Source organism: Rhizobium sp. BT-226, assembly GCF_025847085.2.
GTDB lineage: Bacteria > Pseudomonadota > Alphaproteobacteria > Rhizobiales > Rhizobiaceae > Rhizobium > Rhizobium sophorae.
The window spans coordinates 637,465-653,993 of the sequence record NZ_JAOYTI010000002.1; the positions used below are offsets into that span (position 1 = coordinate 637,465).

Sequence of the window (16,529 nt, forward strand, 5' to 3'; positions counted from 1 at the left end):
CAAATCCTATCCTCAATCAAGGAATCTTCGCTCATGACACGAAAGACCTTCTTCATTACCGGATCGAATTCCGGCTTCGGCCTCGCCATTGCGTCCGCGGCCCTTCAGGCGGGCCACACGGTCATCGGCACCGTGCGCTCGCAAGCCGCGCGCACGGCGCTTGCTAAAACCCTGCCCGCCCTGCGGCCGGTCCTCTGCGACGTCACCGAGTTCGACCGGATCGATGATGTCGTCGGCCACGCGGAGGACGAGCATGGGCTCGTCGACGTGCTGATCAACAATGCCGGCTACGGCCATGAAGGGGTGCTCGAGGAGTCGCCGATCGAAGAGATGCGGCGGCAGTTCGACGTGAATGTCTTCGGCGCCGTCGCCGTTGCCAAGGCATTTCTGCCGCGGTTTCGTGCGCGACGCCGCGGCTTCATCGTCAACGTCACCTCGATGGGCGGCATGATCACCATGCCCGGCATCGCCTATTACTGCGGCAGTAAATTTGCGCTGCAACGCATATCGGAGGTGATGCGTTCGGAAATGGCTCCGTTCGGTGTCCATGTGACGACCCTTTGCCCCGGCTCCTTCCGGACGGACTGGGCCGGACGATCAATGGTCCGAACAGAGCGGTCGATCGCCGATTATGATGGCCTGTTCGATCCGATCCGCGAGGCGCGACAAGCCGTCAGCGGCAAGCAGCTCGGCGATCCCGCCAAACTGGCAGCAGCGGTTTTAGAACTCATCGAATCCGATAATCCGCCGCCGCAGCTGCTGCTCGGCAGCGACGCCCTCAAGCATGTGACGGAGAGGATCGGACGCCTGCAGCAGGAGATCGAGGCGTGGCGGTCCCTCACCGTCTCGACCGACGGCTGACGGCTGACGGCGGAACATCTGCTTTCCGCTTTAACGATATCGAGATGATCAGCCAGCTCCTATTGGATGATTTTCCCACCCTCGGCCGCCTCCAGCTTTCGCCTGAGCGCCTGCTCCTGTTCGTATGATTTATGCGGGAAATGCTCAAAGCACCACCAGCGCTTTGGCACGGCCGGGGATGGGCTGTGGCCCCAGCCTCCCCATTCCTTGCAGCGTGTGCCGTCAGCATCGTGGTGTTCGCAATAATGCTCGACGATCACATTGGCGCCTGGTGCGCTCGAATGGCCTTCGATGCTCATGGCTGCACCGTCCTGCGTTTCCCGCTCTTGATGCTCTCATAGATCATTTCCAGCCGTCTTGAGGCGACATAGGCACTGTCCTCGTATCCGGCCGACGGCCAATCCAGTCGATGGCTGCCGTCAGTCGCCACGATCCAGAACCATCGATTATCGATCCCTCCGCCTGCCTGTGACCGGAATATCCTTCCGATCTGAGTATCGCCGTCAAAAGCGACGTAATCGTCGCCGGGCTTCTCCTTCCAGGCGTGCCGCCATTTAAATCTGATTTCCCGGCCACTGACATGTTCCCACGATTTCCATGTGATTTGTTCTGGCATGCGTCGTCCTGTCCTCTCGCGAGGTATTCCTTTGACCGCATGGTTGATGGATGGCTCCCGCCCGAGCCGGTGAATTCAGATCAGCGTCGGTTCCGGATCGGGGTCGATCGGATCGATAATGTCAGCCGTGTCATTCTTGGGCGAACCCACGTTGCGGCCGATCGGCCACATGGTCATCAGTTCCGCCGGGAACGGCTTCATCAAATCGGCCGGATCGGGTTCCGGCGATAGCCAGCGTTCATAATCCTCACGATGCAGGATGACCGGCATGCGGTCATGGATCTGCGCCATCATTTCATTCGGTTCGCAGGTGACAATTGCGAAGCTCCGGATCTCTATGTCATTCTCGCGCCGCGTCTCCCAGATGCCGGCGAGCGCAAAGGGCGAGCCGTCAGCCATGGCGATCGCATAGGGCTGCTTGTTTTTGCCCGTGCCGAAGATATCCTTCCATTCGAAGAAGCCGTTGATCGGCACTAGGCAACGGCGCGACCTGTAGGTCGAGCGGAACAGGCCATTAATACTGATACCCTCGCAGCGCGCATTGATCGGCGGCGGACGCCCTCCCGGCTTCATCCATGCCGGCATCAGACCCCAGCGCGCCGAGGCGAACACCGGCCCCATGATATCAGGCTCGCGGATCATGTCGCGAATGATGATCGGATAATCCAGCGTCGGCGCGCCGTTGTAACGCGGAAATCGGTTCCCGAGCGCATCGATCGCGCCTCGCTCTGCGAAGGCGAAATTGCGCACCAGTTCTTCAAGCGATGTCTTGATATAGACGCGGCCGCACATCCAGAACTCCATCCCGTATATTAGATGTTCTAACTATGTTCTGGTGGCTCGAGGCGAGTCAAGGCCGGTCACTACAACCGATGCCGCCATCATTTTCATCCAAGTCAAAGTGAAGCCTGTCACCGTCTCGACGACCGCTGACGGCAGAAAATCTGTTTCCGGTTGACAGCCTTCCTACTGGAAGGTAGATTAAGGCTATGAGCAACCTTTTGACGACCTCCGACGAAATCCTGGCCTCCGCCCGAGCATTGATCATGACCGGAGGCTATAACGGCTTCAGCTATGCCGATATTGCTGCCGTCGTCGGGATCCGCAAGGCCAGCATCCATCACCATTTTCCCAGCAAGACCGACCTGGTGCGCACGCTTGTCGTGCGATATCGCCAGGACGCCGAGGCGGGTATCGCGGGTCTGGAGCAGCAGATGCAGGATCCCCTGGCACTTCTCCAAACCTATGCAGGGCACTGGGCCCAGTGCATCGAGGATGCAAGCCGGCCTTTTTGCGTTTGCGCCCTGCTGGCGAGCGAGCTGCCGGCGCTGCCGCCGGAGGTCGCGGCCGAGGTCAAGGCCTTCTTCCGCTTCGCGTCGGCATGGCTGACCTCGGTGATGGAACGGGGCGCCAAGGACGGGAGTTTGACATTGTCGAGCGAACCGCGCGTCGAGGCTGAAGCCTTCATGGCCTCCGTCCATGGCGCCATGCTTTCAGCCCGGGCTTACGGAACCCCGGAGGTCTTCGCCACCATTCTGGCGCCCACCTTGCAGCGGCTCACTCCGGCCGCCGCTCGATAAAGCTCCGGGCGGGATGAACGCCCGGAGCGACAAACACGACCAGTAAAACTACCAACTAGTAGGAAGACAAACATGATCAAGACCATTCTTCCCGCCCTCGTGCTGGGGCTCAGCGCTGTCGCGTCGGCGGCTATCTTACCGGCGCCCATCCATGCCGAAGACCAGAAACCCGAGCAGATCCATGTCAGGGGCAGCATCGTCACCTATAGCGGGTCGGCTCTCAAGGTGAAGACCCGTGAAGGAGAGACCGTCGATGTCACCCTTGCCGACGGCTGGAAACTGGCGAGCGTCGCAAATGCCGCGGTCACCGACATCAAGCCGGGCGACTTCGTCGGCATCGCATCCCTGCCCAGCAAAGGCGGCGGCGACGGCGCGCTTGAAGTACTGATCTTCCCGCCGGCGATGAAGGGCGCCGGTGAAGGCAGCTATGGTTGGGACCTCAAGCCCAACAGCAGCATGACCAATGCGACCGTGGCCGACGCCGTCAAGGGCGTCGATGGCCGCACCGTCACCGTCTCCTATCACGGCAAGGAGAAGAAGATCTCCATTCCGGACGGCACGCCGGTCGTGACCATCGCTCCAGCCACCAAGGACGATCTCGTTCCCGGCGCCGTCGTCTTCATCCCCGCCGAGAAGGCTGCCTCGGGTCCCCTCGCCCATCAGGTCCTTGTCGGGAAAAATGGCGTGGTCCCGCCCATGTGACCACGTCGTCGCCGGTCGGCCGGGCCGCCCCCGGTTCGACCGGCGATTTGCCAGGGAATGCCGCCTGACTGCGGCCGATGGACCCGAACGACGGAGAACACCGTCTCGACGGCAACCGGCGGTGCCGGGGCGGTTCCCGCAAGCCCAGGAAATCCAATCGCGATGACGGACGGCACCGCTCATGACGGTGAGCCGTCCCTATCAGACCAACACCATCACATTCAGGAAGAGATCATGATGACCACCGATCAAACCACCGTCGCGTCCGGCGACAGGGAAGAGTGGCTGACACGCTATTACTTCACCCGCGCAGCCTTTTCCGCCATCTGGGTCGCGGCAGCCTTGACGGCCGGCCACCAGTCGCTCGCGGTCGCGGCCGCCTTGCTGATCCTATACCCGGCCTGGGATGCCGCCGCCAACCTCATCGACGCAGGGCGCAGTGGCGGCCTGGCAAACAACCGCAGCCAGGCGATCAACGTCGCCGTCAGTGCGGTGACGACCGCTGCCGTGATCGTCGCGCTGACGATGAGCATGAACTGGGTTCTCGGCGTCTTTGGCCTCTGGGCGATCTTTTCCGGCCTGCTGCAGCTCGGAGCCGCTGTCCGGCGCTGGAAGACCCATGGCGGCCAGTGGGCGATGATCCTCAGCGGCGGCCAATCCGCGGTGGCAGGCGCCTTCTTCATCGCCCAGGCGCAAATGCCGGAAGCACCGTCCATTGCCAACATCGCCGGCTATGCCGGCCTCGGCGCCTTCTATTTCCTGGTGTCGGCCGTCTGGCGAAGCGTCACGCAGATGCGGCGGAAGCGGGCCTGAGCCGAGCGAAGGAAGGGATCTCCTAGGCGGGGGCGGCGGGCATCGTCGGAATGGCTCGCCCGCTGCCCCTTATTTCCTGTCATTTCATGATTGGTGGTGAGACGTCGTCGTGCGTCGATTGCGGCGTGAAACCATCAATCAGCGGGGACCAGCCGCATAATCGGGAAACTTGTAGTAGCTGCAGGCATTCATCGAAAAGAACTCCACACCAGTACTTATTTCTAGGCGATAAAGCTCCCATTCGAAGGTGTCGTCGCCACCGAGTCCGGCAAACAACGCCATCCTCGTCAGTTCCGTGAACGGCCCGGGAGGAAACACGGATCCGTACACGATCGCGTCGTTTCCAGGGTATTTGCCTTTAATGACTCTTTCGATCTCCAAATCCATCCGTATCATGCGCGTCGGAACACCTTCCGCCAGGAGCAAACCGGATTCGCCGATCGACAGGGATTTCACGCGCGCCTCAACCACGATCTCGGCTTTCGCCAGCAGTTCATCCTGAGGAGGGCATTTCGGCGTTCCTGCTGCGGGCCTTAGACCAATAGCCAACAAAGCAAGAATTGCTGCGAAGCCCAGTCGCATTTGCGGGTTCAGGAGGGCTCTCGGCATCGGTATCTTTCCTTATGCATAGGCGTGTCTATTTCGCCTCGATTGCGTGAGGCTGAAACGGTCCTCATCCAATCGCATAAACCGGCGCCTTATCCTGAACCTTTCGGAGTCCCCGAAAAGACGCATGTCGGCGGAGATAGGAGTGTATCCTCGGGACAAGCCCGAGGAAGACGGAGCGTGGGGTGGCGGCTGGAGCAAGGACGGCGACGTATGCGGAGATGATCGGCGACAGCTCACACGGTCGGCGATCTCGTTCTGCCTGGACGTGCAGCGGCGGTGTGACCGCACTCACCGCCTTGTGTAAGTTTTCGAAAAGCGGTTAGCTGCATCGTTGGCTATGCTTGGTGTGCTGAGACGTGTCTGCATTTCGGGGGAAATCTCGTGCACTGGTCCAAACCCCTAAGACTGCATCTCGGCGTTCTGGTCGTCGCATCGCTGCTTTTCACGTCGACGCCGATCATCTGGCTGGCGTTCAGGCAAGGAAGCGATGCTGCGGTCAATGCGGGCGTGCAGCAGATGCGCGAGATGAGCCTGCGGCTGATCGAGGGGTATCGCAATACGCTGCATGGCGGCACCGAGGCGGTGGCGCTCGCTTCCACCCTGCCGCTGCTCGCCTCCCCGCTGCCCCAGGATATCACGGCGAAACAGCAATTCTTTCTGGAGGTTCTGCGAAACGTCCCCAACGCAGCGAGCGTCTACACCGGCTATCCTGACGGCTCGTATCTGCAGGTCATCAACACGCAAAGGCAGGATGTCCGCCGGATCCTCGCAGCACCCGATGGCACGGCTTTCGCGATCCGCACGATCGCACGCAGACAAGGCCCGGACGTCATATCGACAATTCGCTTCCTCGACCCCCAGGCAAGGCCGATCGCCGAGCGTGACGTCGACTATGCATCATTCGATCCGCGGCAACGCCCCTGGTACAAATCCGTCATCCAGCATGGCAAGGAAGTATCCGTCGGACCCTATGTTGCGGGAACGCTGCAGCTTCCAACGCTGACGATCGCAGCACCGATGAGAGACGACGGTCGGGTTGTCGTCGGCATCAACATCCACCTGATGACTGTCAGTCGCCTGCTGGATGCTCAGGAGATTTCGCCGCGGGCGCGCGCCTACATCATCGATGATGCCGATGATCTGATCGCCCATTCCGACCCGGCAATCATGAACAGGCTTCTCGGCATATGGTCGAAAAATGCCGATGGCGCCGTTGCCGTCGATACGACGACAGACAGTTACGACACAAGCCTCGAAACGGTGGCGAGGCTCAGGCGGGATCCGGCCTTTGCAGATGGCGGCGTGGTGCGGATCGATTTCGATGGCGAACGCCAGATCCTGCAGATCGCCCCCGTCGGCGTGTCCGGTCTGTTCAAGGGAAGCGTCGCTGCAATCGTCGTGCCGCTGGAAGATCTGGTGGCTGAGGCCAATCGGCTGCTCATGCACAATCTCCTGATTGCCAGCGCATTCGTGATCGCGGGCCTTGCTGCATCGGTGCTGCTGTCCCGCATGGTCAGCCGCTCCCTCTATCGCCTCGCCGACGAGGCGCGCAGGATCGGCGATCTCGACGTCGGCGAGAAAGGCGTCTCTCATTCCTTCATAACGGAGATCAACACGCTCGCAGGCGCGCTGGCGGCAAGCCGCCATGCTATCAGCCAGTTTGCCCTTTATGTTCCGCGGGAAGTCGTCAGGCGGATCATCGATCCCAAGGGAAGAACCGCCGTCAAGGCGCAGCGGCAGGATGTGACCGCGCTCTTCACCGACATCAGAGACTTCACCACCATATCCGAGCAACATTCGCCCGAGGACGTGGTCGATACACTCTCGGCCTATTTCGAACTTTTAAACACCATTGCCGAGCGCCATGGCGGGACTGTCGTGCAATATCTCGGCGACTCCATTTTCGTCATGTGGAACGCCCCTGTTCCGGATGCCAGACATGCCGAAAACGGCTGCCGATGCGCCATTGCCATGAAAGCGGCGGTCGACGACTTGAATGAAGCCAACCGCCGGAATGGCCGTCCCGCGCTCATCACGCGATTTGGATTGCACACCGGCGCGGCCGTCGTCGGCAGCTTCGGCGCGATTTCACGTCAGCAGTACACCGCCATGGGCGATACGATCAACGTCGCCTCACGGCTGGAAGGACTGAACAAGGACTTCAACACCTCGATCCTGGTGAGCGCCGCCATCCACGAGGCCGTCGCCGACCGCTTCGATCTTCGCCCGCTTGGCCTGGTGCAGGTCAAGGGACGCGCCGAGACGGTCGATCTATGGGAGCTTGTCGGGGAAGGCCGCTCCCCAACCTCCCCCGGGCCTTGATGTACGGCCTGAGCCTGGGATCCATGCCCGATGGAGGCGCGAGTGGATCCTCGGTCAAGCCCGAGGAAGACGGAGGATTGGGTGGCGTCTGGAGCAAGGATAGCGACGTATCCGGACATGATCGGTGCGTCCACTTCGGAGGCGACAGGCGGCTCGGCCCATGGCCAGCCCCGTCCTTCGAGGCCCCTTCCGGGGCACCTCAAGGATGAGGCTGGAGAAAGGTGCAGCCCTGCTCTTTGTGTTTCTCTTGATGTTTAGAGCTTTCCCTCTGCCAGCAGTTCGCGAGTCCGCTTCAGTGTCGATAGCAGGGCGGCCTTATAGCCCGTTTCGCCGTCGAATTGTGCCTGCTCGGCCTGCTCTTCCGGGCCGTTCGGCTCCTTGCCGCGTAGCCCGATGTAGCAGTAGAAGCGCAGCTGCAGCTGACCTTCTTCATCCTCGAAGAGCTCGTTGATAATAGCTCCCTCGCGTGGCCCTGTCGCCTGAAAGAAGGTGACCTTGCTTTGCTGTTCGAGGGTGATGATCTCGCGCAGATCCTGCCCGGCAATCGTCGCCTCGCGCACGAAATGGGTCGGGCTTTCCTCCACGACATCGCAGCGGGTGCAGAGACCGGCGGGAAGAAAGAGCCGGGCGTCGCGCGCCTTGCGTTCGAGACCTTTCCAGACCTCGGCGCGCGTCAACGGGGTTTCGCCTTCCGGGTTCACCGGAACTGTGGCGGTCGAATAGATCATGACGATACTCCTTGTGGTCAGATCACGGTGTTGTCTCAGGCGGAGCCAACGGTTTCCGAGGCGAAGGTGCGATAGCTGCGCAGCGGGCGTCCGAGCAGCTTTGTCAGACGCTCGAGGTCGCCGGCCTCAGGCAGCATCCCGTCGGTGATGAAGCGTTCGCCCATCAGGCGCATGTCGTAGGCCATCCAGGCGGGCATGAACTGCTTGAGATTCTGCTCGAAGCCCTCGGTATTGTCGCCGCCATAGTGGATCGGGCGGGCGAGCACGTCCGACCAGATGGCGGCGATATCGGCTCCGGTCAGTGTCTCCGGACCGACGAGGTTGATCCTCTCGAGCGCCAGCGGCTCTGCAGAGTGTTCGCGGCGCAGCAGCTCAAGGGCGGCGATCTCGGCGATATCACGGACGTCGATCATGGCGAGACCCTTGGGCCCGATCGGCATCGGGTAGGCGCCGTAGCCGGTGATGACGTCTTTGACCATCAGATCGTTCTGGATGAAGTAGGCCGGGCGCAGGATCGTCGCTTTGAAACCCATCTGCTCGATCATCCGCTCGACGCCGAACTTGCCGGCGAAATGCGGCACGTTCACGTAGACGTCGGCGTGGATCACCGAGAGATAGACGATCCGCTCGATGCCGGCCGATCGGGCGACATTCAGCGCGATCAAAGCCTGGGTGAATTCGTCCGGCACCACGGCGTTGAGCAGGAACAGGGTCGATACGCCTGACATGGCGTTGCGCAGCGTGTCGACGTCGAGGAAGTCGCCCTGGGCGACGCTGACGGCAGCCGGGAATTCGGCTTTCGACGGGTCGCGGACAAGAGCACGGACATCGGCGCCGCGCTTGACGAGGTGTTCGACGACTTGGCGGCCAACATTGCCTGTGGCGCCGGTGACGAGAATGGTCATGGTCTTTCTCCGTGTTGGGTTGCTTGACACGGCGAATATGTGTGGTTCACTGGTAGTCCGATAGACGGTGATTTTGGACACGCCGTCTCGCTGGTGGAACACTGATGGATCTTCTTGCGCTTGCCGATTTCAATCTCGTTGCCCGCCATGGTGGCTTCGGCAAAGCGGCACGGGCGACAGGCCGGCCGAAGGCAACCCTGTCGCGGCGTGTCGCCGAGCTGGAGAGCGGTTTCGCTCTGCGGCTATTTGAACGTGGTGCGCGTAACCTGAAGCTTACCGAGGAAGGACGGGCGCTCTTCGAGCGAACCGGGGCGTTGCTCGCCGAACTGGACGAGACGGCTGCGGCGATTGCGTCCGGCGGTCAAAAACCCAAGGGAAGATTGCGGATCAGCGCACCGTTGCATTTTTCCCAGACCGCAATGGGCAGGATCGCCGCCGGCTTTGCCCTCCAATATCCGGAGGTGAGGCTCGAGGTGACGAGTGAGGACAGGTCTGTCGATATGATCGAGGAGGGCTACGATCTGGTCATCCGGGTCAATCCCGATCCCGACGAAAGCCTGGTCGGACGAGCGTTTCTGCGCGACCGGCTGGTGGTGGTGGCAAGCCCCGACCTTCCGCGCCCGACTGGCGGACGCGCCGCTCCCGGCGTTGCGCGCGGCGCAAGCGAAGCGCAAACATGGCAGGTGAAGACAGAAGGCGGCCGGTCGACGATCAGGATCGAGCCGGTCCTCACCTTGTCAACGCTCATCACCATCCGCGATGCGGTGCGCGCCGGCGTCGGCGCAGGCCGTCTTCCCATTTCGCTGGTCAGCCACGACCTGGCGCACGGTACCCTGGTCAACTGGGGGGATATCGACGGCCCCGAGGTCACTCTCTGGACGCTCTACCCCTCAAGGCGGCTGCTCAGCGCGCGCGTCTCGGCGTTCCTCGACTTTCTCAAGCAGGCCTTCCCCAATGGGACGCCGGAGGAACTGGCCGCCTATATTGCTAGGTGATGACCGCGCTTTGCCGGCGTCACTGACGAGCTCCACGTCGCATTTTTCACGGACCGCGCACCGGCTCATATGAGATGACGGAGGATGGGGGCGTGCTTTCGCCGCGACCCCGCCGTCGACGAAAAGCCTTCCTGCGAAATTCCTCGAATCCTAGTCACTTTTAGGGTAAAATTAACCAGTGTATCGAGAGGGCGGAAACGTCCTTGCGCGCCGCATGCGTCGCGCAGCGCTTACGAAGGAAAGATGAGCCAATGAAAAGGTTAGCAATCGTTATCCTGTCGCTGGTGACGGCGCTGACGAGCGTTCCGCCGGCCATGGCGTTTCCCACCATTGCCGTGCCTAAGATCGAAGCCCCGGAGGCGCAGCCGGTCCAGTACAGAAATTATCGCGGTGGATACCGAGGCGGCTATCGAGGCTATCGCGGGCGTGGATACCGCCATCGTGGCGACGATTGGGCCTGGGCACTCGGCGGGCTCGCGACCGGCGCAATCATCGGCGGAATGCTGGCGCAGCCGAGATATTATGGCCCGAGCTACTACGGTCGGGGCTACTACGACGGGGGCTACTACGGATCGCCCTATTACGGTCCGCCGCGCTACTACGGCTCGACCATTTACCGTCCGCGCTACTACGCGCCGCGTTACCGCCAGGTCTATAGTGGCGGCAACGGACATACGAGTTGGTGCTATGCGCGCTACCGGTCTTACAGGGCCTACGACAACACGTTCCAGCCCTATTACGGTCCGCGACGGGCGTGCGTCTCGCCCTACTAGGCTCAGGGTGATTAGTTTCTGCTGAGCGAGCGCCAGATGGCGCAGATATCGCCGTTCTTCCCGCTGTCGCGCGGGCGCTCGGCGTCTTCGACCCCATCTTCGCCGGGCTCACCGGCGGACGGCCCAGGCCTGAGCGCATCGTGTCGACGCGACTCATCTTAAAGCCCACCGCACGGCTGCGTTCCCAATTTGGCGCGTTGTGCTGATCGCGGAGACAATAACCTCCGCGTCCAGCCCCATCGTTCACAAGCCGGCGTCTCAGGCGGCGGAGAACTTCTGGACGGCTGTAACGTCGAAATAATCCCGCCACTCGACAATCTTGTCACCTTCGATCTCGAAAATGCCCATGATCATCACGCGTCCGATTTCGCTGCCGTCGGCACGCTCGAACCTGTCGAGCCTTTCGGTGAGAACGCGAGATCCGTCGGCGGCAATCGCGAGCATGTCGATATGGACCGTCGAGATGCCCAACGACGTCTCCAGTCCGTCGATCATGGCGATAGCCTCTTCGACGCCGTTCGTGACTGAAACGCCTTCGTTGACCCAGCGCGTGTTGGGTGTGAACCAGCGACGGACGGCTGGCCTTCCGCCGTCTTCCAAGAATGTGGAGCAAAAAGCCGAAACAGTTTCGGTTGGGGTGGGCATGGCAGTTCCCTTCTGGATGATTTCGAAGCCTCAACGGCCTCTGTGTTCAGCCTGAAGATAGGCCTTGAATCGCGCCGCCACGATGCCAGATCTTCCGCTATGATTGCCTGATTTTCCGGAATGATTGATAATTCTGGGCAATCGAGTTAAGTTGCCATGATGAGCGAACTCGACAAAATTCGCGCCATGGCGGTGCGCCACGCGGGCCGTCAGAGTCCTCAACTGCCGAGACTGTTCGCTTACACCCTCGACCATACAACCGAGATCGACCCGCTGATCTACGATCCTGCGGCGTCCCTGGTGATCCAGGGAACTCAGCGCATGTTTATCGGCGACAAGATGTTTGAGTACGGCCCTGGCCAAAGCATGATCGTCGCGGCTGAGATCGCTGCGTTGGGTCAGATCTGTGAGGCGTCTGAGGATCAACCGTTTCTCGCAGTCGGTCTGTTTTTGGACCCAGCCCTGCTGTCGGATCTCGTACTTGAAATGGCAGCGATACCAGAGCTGCCGATTGAATCGGGATATGGCGTCAGCACCGCGAGCGCGTCGCTTCTGGGCGCTTGGGGAAGACTCCTGGAACTGCTCGATCGCCCAACCGAAATCCCGGTCATGGCACAGTCTCTGGAGCACGAGCTCATGTTTCGGCTGCTGATGGGACCGCACGGCGGCCTGCTCCGTCAGATTGCCGGATCTGACTCGCGCCTGATGCACATCCGAAAGGCCATGGCTTGGATCCGCGATCACTACACCGAGCGCCTCAACTTCAAGGCGGTCGCTGCGCTCGCCGGCATGAGCGTATCCGTGTTTTACGATCGCTTTAAAGCCGTTGCCGCCGTCAGCCCGCTTCAGTATCAGAAATATATCCGGCTCCACGAGGCCCGCCGTCGCATGATCGCGAACCAGGTGAGTGCAGCCGAGGTGGGATTTGCGGTCGGCTATGAAAGCGCCTCGCAATTCAGCCGTGAGTACAAGCGTCTCTTCGGAGCGCCGCCGGGTCAAGATACCGAGAGAGCGAAGGCAGGCTTGGGGGGCTTCAATCCGCCAAGATCGCTTGGTGCTCGACCAGATGTTGCTTGAAACGGTGACTGTAGTCCCGACCCACGGCCGCGACGACGCTCTCTCGTAATGCCAAAGCCTCACGCCATAGGGATACGCGTGGGAGACCCTGAAATATCATCTGCGTCACGGTCGGGTTGATGAGGTCGAAATACCGGAACAGAGGCGCGAACACCGCATCGACCATGCTGAACGTCGATCCAGAGAAGTTCGCCCCCTGGCCAACGCTGCCGGCTTGGCGTCTGCGGTCGTGCGATCCTTGGCGTTTAGGAATTGCCAGGCTTCGGCTAGAGTCGCCGTACCATATTCGATCCACGCGCGCTGTTAAGCGCGACAGCGCGTCCTCAGAGTAGAGCTTGCCGCCGCCCTGCGTCTCTTCGAGATATTCGCAGATCACCATGCTTTCGAACAGGATTGCGTCCCTGTCATCCGCCATGATGCCGAAAAGCGTGAGCGGTTTTCGGACGACTTCATGCTCTAAAGCGCGTCGCGAACTTTCAGATTCGCTCTTCGCGCTTTAGGTCTTTGTTTTTACGCATGTCGTTGCCGCAAAACCGCAGCACACTTTTGCGCAACATGCTCTAGCAGTTTAATTCAGAACAGGATTCAGGTTTGAGGCCGACCCGGCCTCACATCATCCTGTTCTAACGGAAACCGCCGCTGGCAGCCAATCGCTCGCCGGTCAGCCAGCGGGCATCGTCGGAAGCGAGGAAGACGGCGACACCGGCGATATCATTCGGCTGGCCGATGCGGCCGAGCGGCGTCTGAGCGATGATGGTCTGTTCGAAATCCGAGCCGATAACGCCGGCCGAGTGCGTGCCCTCGGTTTCGACCATCCCCGGCAGGATGGCGTTGACGCGGATCTTGCGCGGGCCGAGTTCCTTGGCAAGCACGCTGTTGATGCCCTCGACGGCTCCCTTTGTCCCGGTATAGACGGCGGAATCCGGCGGCGCCAGACTGGTGACCACCGAGGAGATGTTGATGATGCTGCCGCCCTCGCCGAGATGCTTGACCGCTGCCTGGGTGGTCAGAAGAACACCGAGAACATTGACGTCGAAGATGCGGCGATATTGCTCCTCGGTCACCTCACCGATCGGCGCGAATTCATAGACGCCGGAATTGTTGACCAGCACGTCGAGCTTGCCGAATTCCTTGACCGCCGCATCGACCAATCCCTGCGCCTCACTGGCTTTGGAAACGTCGCCCTGCACTGCGATGGCTTTGCCCCCGGCCGCGCTGATCGCCTCAACCACGGCGTCGGCTCCCGCCTTGCTCGATGCGTAATTGACCACCACTTGCGCACCTTCCGCCGCGAGTGCCTTGGCAATCGCAGCGCCGATGCCTTTGGAGGCTCCCGTTACCACAGCGACCTTTCCTGTGAGCTTGGCCATTCTTGTTCCTTCCGATCCGGACAGCCGCCGGGATTGGCGGCACTGTTCCGTAGTTCGGAAATTCGGAACTGTTGATCTCGATGTCAAGGGGCGCTATATAAAATTCATGAGACCGCTCTTTCACCCAGCCCTGGAGGACATCAAGCCCGAGGCGATCCTCTATGCGCTGTCCGATCCGGAGCGCGTTGCCATCTATGCAAAGCTTGCCGGCGCCGGCGGTGGCGGGACGTGCTCTGCGCTTGCCGATCTCGGCGACCGCATCATTCCAAAGTCGTCGCTGTCCAACCATTTCAAGGTGCTGCGCGAATCTGGGCTGATCCTGAGCGAGCGCCAGGGTGTGGAGATGCGCAATCAAACGCGCTGCACCGAGCTGGACGAACGCTTCCCGGGCTTGATCAAGGCTATTCTGACGGCTTACGGCCAGCTTCCCGGGCAGCCGAAGACGGACTGATCGCCCCTAGAGGAATTCCAGGAAAAGTGCGAAGCGGTTTTCCGTCCGGAATTGCGTGAAAACAAAGAGATAGAGCAGCACAGCCCCAATGGCCACTGCCGGCGGAGGTTCGCCTAGGTCAGGACTCGTTAATTACAGCCAAAGACGACGGAAGCTGGCTCTTTGGCGTGGAAGCGGGAGAACCTTTCCGCTGGGTTCATTTTTCCCCATGATAGCTGCCGAAGGATTTTACGGGTGACCAAGCCGGAAGGACCTCGGGCAGTTTTGGCGATAGAGCGCTATAGTCCTGCGCACCAAACACGACCTCTCCGTCCATGATCGTGAGCACGGAAGAGATGGAATTGATCTGATCTTCCGACACGGTGAAGTAATCCCTGTCGAGCACAACAAGGTCCGCCAGGTATCCGGGAGCGATTACGCCCATTTCGGATTCTGTATTCATGAACCACGCCGCACCATTGGTAAACAGTTTCAGCGCCTCGGCGCGGGATAGGCGATTGTCCTTAGCAAGAATTTCGGATCCGGACACAGACTTGCCAGATACCATCCAACTTATACCGACCCACGGGTTGAACGTAGCTGCCCGGAAGGCGTCGGTGGTCATGGCCAGCGGCATGCCGCTATCCACGAGCTTGCGCAGACGCGGGGTCTCCAGAGCCTTCTCGCGACCATGGGTTTTGATGAAACCATCGCCGTGCAGCGCCATTTTGGCATCCAGGGCAATTCCTCCACCCAGCTTTTTCACCCGATCGATGTTCTCCGGATTGATGGTCTCAGCGTGCTCGAGACTCCATTTCAGGCCATCGAGCGGGATCGTTTCGTCTACTTTCTCCAGAGCGTCAAGAAAGGGGGAGATGTTCTCGTTGTAACTGATGTGCATGCGAAACGGGATACGCCTCTGGACCAGCTTCATCACATCCTGCTCGACGAAGCGTCGCATCTTCTCGGGCTCGATGATGACCGCCGGCCGGTCGAAGTTCTCATGATCGTGCACCTCCCCGCTCAGAACCTCCCCGGCCCCTCGATATTCATGGCCATGTGCCAGGGTGGGGTGCAGGTTTTGTCCTGGACTTATCGGCGCCGTTTTCGTGATCGCCTCGAGTTCCAGATCCACCATGTTTACCGGCCCGCCGTCGCCGAGTTGCAAGTCCACAAAGGGCATGCGCACATTGAGGCGGTTGTCTCGTGCAAGCACGTCTACCCTCGCCTGGGCCTCCGGGTATGGCCACCTGCCGCCGTTATCGATGATCGAGGTCACGCCGACCCGGTTCAGACCGTGAATGCTATAGACTATCGAACTCACTTGTTCGTCGAATGTGGGCTGCGGCACCATGGTCTCCAAAGCAAGAAACAACCACGTGTATCCGTGGACCACACCGGTCGGATTGCCGCGGCTGTCCTTTTCGAATTCGGTGTCCGGCAACTTTGGGAACCGATCGGTGCCCACGCCAAGTGCCTCCATCGCCTGTTTGTTCAAGAAGGCGCGGTTGTAGGCATATTGCACGATTATGGGGCGATCGGGCACGGCCTCGTGCAGTTCGCCCAGCGTGGGAAAGCGGTTCTCCTCAAACTGGTAGGGGGACCAGCCTCCAATTACCTTGACCCATTGGCCCTCCGGCGTGCGTGCGGCCTGCTCGCTGAGCATGTTCAACGCGCGACGCAACGTCGGCACACCATCCCATCTTACATTGTAGTTGTAAGCCATGTCGTTGAGGACGTGCGTATGAGCATCGATGATGCCGGGGATGAGCCGCCGGCTGCGCGCATCAATCACCCTGGTGGTCTCCGATTTTTTCAGACCGAGAATATCCACATCAGAGCCGACGGAATAAATGCGGCCTTCCTTGATCGCCAAAGCTGAAGCTTCGGGCTGAGCATGGTTGCCGGTGAAGATCTTTGCGTTGAAAATGATCAGATCAGCACCGGGCTGCTCCTGCGTCGTTTGTGCCTGAACCGCAGAGAAAGAAAAACTCGTCACAAACGCGATGAATATTTTTCTGATCATTTTACCCTCGTTCGACTGATCTTTATGAATTGCGGTCATGCACAAGCCGGGGCCCTATATTGGCGGTTCCTGAGGCA

General features: G+C 60.4%; 19 protein-coding genes. 9 read left to right on the top strand and 10 right to left on the bottom strand.

The window, feature by feature from the left end; all coding sequences use genetic code 11:
• The first annotated feature begins 33 nt into the window (after window positions 1–33).
• Window positions 34–861: an oxidoreductase gene (locus tag OIU37_RS13340; RefSeq protein ID WP_264257697.1), complete on the top strand. Its 828-nt coding sequence runs from the start codon at window positions 34–36 to the stop codon at window positions 859–861.
• Between the two features lie 59 nt (window positions 862–920).
• Here OIU37_RS13340 and OIU37_RS13345 read toward each other — a convergent pair whose 3' ends face one another.
• The 3 genes from OIU37_RS13345 to OIU37_RS13355 all read right to left on the bottom strand — a co-directional run bounded on the left by OIU37_RS13345 (window position 921) and on the right by OIU37_RS13355 (window position 2,269).
• Window positions 921–1,160, bottom strand: a complete 240-nt coding sequence (locus OIU37_RS13345) for a hypothetical protein (protein WP_264257698.1) — start codon at window positions 1,158–1,160, stop codon at window positions 921–923.
• Complete coding sequence (locus OIU37_RS13350) at window positions 1,157–1,477, bottom strand: hypothetical protein (protein ID WP_171601274.1); 321 nt, start codon at window positions 1,475–1,477, stop codon at window positions 1,157–1,159. Before OIU37_RS13350 ends, OIU37_RS13345 begins: the two co-directional genes overlap by 4 nt.
• A gap of 75 nt (window positions 1,478–1,552) precedes the next feature.
• A complete protein-coding gene (locus tag OIU37_RS13355; protein WP_264257699.1) occupies window positions 1,553–2,269 on the bottom strand; it encodes an SOS response-associated peptidase in 717 nt (238 codons plus the stop codon).
• 197 nt (window positions 2,270–2,466) lie between these two features.
• Here OIU37_RS13355 and OIU37_RS13360 point away from each other — a divergent pair, with 197 nt between their 5' ends.
• From OIU37_RS13360 to OIU37_RS13370, 3 genes are all read left to right on the top strand, one after another.
• Window positions 2,467–3,057 (top strand): TetR/AcrR family transcriptional regulator, encoded by a 591-nt coding sequence (locus tag OIU37_RS13360; protein WP_264257700.1) that lies wholly within the window; start codon window positions 2,467–2,469, stop codon window positions 3,055–3,057.
• Window positions 3,058–3,129: 72 nt separating this feature from the next.
• Complete coding sequence (locus OIU37_RS13365) at window positions 3,130–3,759, top strand: hypothetical protein (RefSeq protein ID WP_264257701.1); 630 nt, start codon at window positions 3,130–3,132, stop codon at window positions 3,757–3,759.
• A 234-nt stretch (window positions 3,760–3,993) separates the two neighbouring features.
• On the top strand, window positions 3,994–4,572 hold the full coding sequence (locus tag OIU37_RS13370; RefSeq protein WP_240602193.1) for a DUF308 domain-containing protein: 579 nt from the start codon (window positions 3,994–3,996) through the stop codon (window positions 4,570–4,572).
• A gap of 138 nt (window positions 4,573–4,710) precedes the next feature.
• Here OIU37_RS13370 and OIU37_RS13375 read toward each other — a convergent pair whose 3' ends face one another.
• Window positions 4,711–5,181: a hypothetical protein gene (locus OIU37_RS13375; protein WP_240602192.1), complete on the bottom strand. Its 471-nt coding sequence runs from the start codon at window positions 5,179–5,181 to the stop codon at window positions 4,711–4,713.
• A gap of 381 nt (window positions 5,182–5,562) precedes the next feature.
• Here OIU37_RS13375 and OIU37_RS13380 point away from each other — a divergent pair, with 381 nt between their 5' ends.
• Entirely contained in the window at window positions 5,563–7,503 is a 1,941-nt protein-coding gene (locus tag OIU37_RS13380; RefSeq protein ID WP_264257702.1) for an adenylate/guanylate cyclase domain-containing protein, read from the top strand.
• A 254-nt stretch (window positions 7,504–7,757) separates the two neighbouring features.
• On the opposite strand, the gene OIU37_RS13385 is transcribed toward OIU37_RS13380, so the two are convergent.
• The gene (locus OIU37_RS13385) at window positions 7,758–8,231 is read right to left on the bottom strand and encodes an AtaL-like protein (RefSeq protein WP_264257703.1); all 474 of its coding nucleotides are present in this window, start codon (window positions 8,229–8,231) and stop codon (window positions 7,758–7,760) included.
• Between the two features lie 35 nt (window positions 8,232–8,266).
• Window positions 8,267–9,136, bottom strand: coding sequence for an SDR family oxidoreductase (locus OIU37_RS13390; protein WP_264257704.1), 870 nt, complete (start codon window positions 9,134–9,136; stop codon window positions 8,267–8,269).
• A gap of 104 nt (window positions 9,137–9,240) precedes the next feature.
• Between OIU37_RS13390 and OIU37_RS13395 the strand changes: the two genes are divergently transcribed.
• Both OIU37_RS13395 and OIU37_RS13400 read left to right on the top strand, forming a co-directional pair.
• Window positions 9,241–10,131 (top strand): LysR family transcriptional regulator, encoded by an 891-nt coding sequence (locus tag OIU37_RS13395; RefSeq protein WP_264257705.1) that lies wholly within the window; start codon window positions 9,241–9,243, stop codon window positions 10,129–10,131.
• A 251-nt stretch (window positions 10,132–10,382) separates the two neighbouring features.
• On the top strand, window positions 10,383–10,904 hold the full coding sequence (locus tag OIU37_RS13400; protein ID WP_264257706.1) for a BA14K family protein: 522 nt from the start codon (window positions 10,383–10,385) through the stop codon (window positions 10,902–10,904).
• A gap of 258 nt (window positions 10,905–11,162) precedes the next feature.
• Here the strand turns inward: OIU37_RS13400 and OIU37_RS13405 are convergent, their stop codons facing one another.
• Window positions 11,163–11,549 (bottom strand): limonene-1,2-epoxide hydrolase, encoded by a 387-nt coding sequence (locus tag OIU37_RS13405; RefSeq protein WP_168312844.1) that lies wholly within the window; start codon window positions 11,547–11,549, stop codon window positions 11,163–11,165.
• A 159-nt stretch (window positions 11,550–11,708) separates the two neighbouring features.
• Between OIU37_RS13405 and OIU37_RS13410 the strand changes: the two genes are divergently transcribed.
• Window positions 11,709–12,626, top strand: a complete 918-nt coding sequence (locus OIU37_RS13410; protein WP_264257707.1) for an AraC family transcriptional regulator — start codon at window positions 11,709–11,711, stop codon at window positions 12,624–12,626.
• On the opposite strand, the gene OIU37_RS13415 is transcribed toward OIU37_RS13410, so the two are convergent.
• A complete protein-coding gene (locus tag OIU37_RS13415) occupies window positions 12,583–13,041 on the bottom strand; it encodes a glutathione S-transferase family protein (RefSeq protein ID WP_264257708.1) in 459 nt (152 codons plus the stop codon). The two genes, OIU37_RS13410 and OIU37_RS13415, sit on opposite strands and share 44 nt — an antisense overlap.
• 208 nt (window positions 13,042–13,249) lie before the next feature.
• Entirely contained in the window at window positions 13,250–13,996 is a 747-nt protein-coding gene (locus OIU37_RS13420; protein ID WP_264257709.1) for a glucose 1-dehydrogenase, read from the bottom strand.
• A gap of 106 nt (window positions 13,997–14,102) precedes the next feature.
• On the opposite strand from OIU37_RS13420, the gene OIU37_RS13425 reads away from it, so the two are divergent.
• Window positions 14,103–14,447, top strand: a complete 345-nt coding sequence (locus tag OIU37_RS13425; protein ID WP_264257710.1) for a helix-turn-helix transcriptional regulator — start codon at window positions 14,103–14,105, stop codon at window positions 14,445–14,447.
• Window positions 14,448–14,643: 196 nt separating this feature from the next.
• Here the strand turns inward: OIU37_RS13425 and OIU37_RS13430 are convergent, their stop codons facing one another.
• The gene (locus tag OIU37_RS13430) at window positions 14,644–16,452 is read right to left on the bottom strand and encodes an amidohydrolase (RefSeq protein WP_319004745.1); all 1,809 of its coding nucleotides are present in this window, start codon (window positions 16,450–16,452) and stop codon (window positions 14,644–14,646) included.
• Window positions 16,453–16,529 lie beyond the last annotated feature (77 nt).

Excerpts from the sequence above, each read along its gene's own strand:
- OIU37_RS13340 (WP_264257697.1), top strand. The coding sequence starts at position 34 with ATGACACGAAAGACCTTCTTCATTACCGGATCGAATTCCGGCTTCGGC.
- OIU37_RS13345 (WP_264257698.1), bottom strand. The coding sequence starts at position 1,160 with ATGAGCATCGAAGGCCATTCGAGCGCACCAGGCGCCAATGTGATCGTC.
- OIU37_RS13350 (WP_171601274.1), bottom strand. The coding sequence starts at position 1,477 with ATGCCAGAACAAATCACATGGAAATCGTGGGAACATGTCAGTGGCCGG.
- OIU37_RS13355 (WP_264257699.1), bottom strand. The coding sequence starts at position 2,269 with ATGTGCGGCCGCGTCTATATCAAGACATCGCTTGAAGAACTGGTGCGC.
- OIU37_RS13360 (WP_264257700.1), top strand. The coding sequence starts at position 2,467 with ATGAGCAACCTTTTGACGACCTCCGACGAAATCCTGGCCTCCGCCCGA.
- OIU37_RS13365 (WP_264257701.1), top strand. The coding sequence starts at position 3,130 with ATGATCAAGACCATTCTTCCCGCCCTCGTGCTGGGGCTCAGCGCTGTC.
- OIU37_RS13370 (WP_240602193.1), top strand. The coding sequence starts at position 3,994 with ATGATGACCACCGATCAAACCACCGTCGCGTCCGGCGACAGGGAAGAG.
- OIU37_RS13375 (WP_240602192.1), bottom strand. The coding sequence starts at position 5,181 with ATGCCGAGAGCCCTCCTGAACCCGCAAATGCGACTGGGCTTCGCAGCA.
- OIU37_RS13385 (WP_264257703.1), bottom strand. The coding sequence starts at position 8,231 with ATGATCTATTCGACCGCCACAGTTCCGGTGAACCCGGAAGGCGAAACC.
- OIU37_RS13390 (WP_264257704.1), bottom strand. The coding sequence starts at position 9,136 with ATGACCATTCTCGTCACCGGCGCCACAGGCAATGTTGGCCGCCAAGTC.
- OIU37_RS13395 (WP_264257705.1), top strand. The coding sequence starts at position 9,241 with ATGGATCTTCTTGCGCTTGCCGATTTCAATCTCGTTGCCCGCCATGGT.
- OIU37_RS13400 (WP_264257706.1), top strand. The coding sequence starts at position 10,383 with ATGAAAAGGTTAGCAATCGTTATCCTGTCGCTGGTGACGGCGCTGACG.
- OIU37_RS13405 (WP_168312844.1), bottom strand. The coding sequence starts at position 11,549 with ATGCCCACCCCAACCGAAACTGTTTCGGCTTTTTGCTCCACATTCTTG.
- OIU37_RS13410 (WP_264257707.1), top strand. The coding sequence starts at position 11,709 with ATGAGCGAACTCGACAAAATTCGCGCCATGGCGGTGCGCCACGCGGGC.
- OIU37_RS13415 (WP_264257708.1), bottom strand. The coding sequence starts at position 13,041 with ATGGCGGATGACAGGGACGCAATCCTGTTCGAAAGCATGGTGATCTGC.
- OIU37_RS13420 (WP_264257709.1), bottom strand. The coding sequence starts at position 13,996 with ATGGCCAAGCTCACAGGAAAGGTCGCTGTGGTAACGGGAGCCTCCAAA.
- OIU37_RS13425 (WP_264257710.1), top strand. The coding sequence starts at position 14,103 with ATGAGACCGCTCTTTCACCCAGCCCTGGAGGACATCAAGCCCGAGGCG.
- OIU37_RS13430 (WP_319004745.1), bottom strand. The coding sequence starts at position 16,452 with ATGATCAGAAAAATATTCATCGCGTTTGTGACGAGTTTTTCTTTCTCT.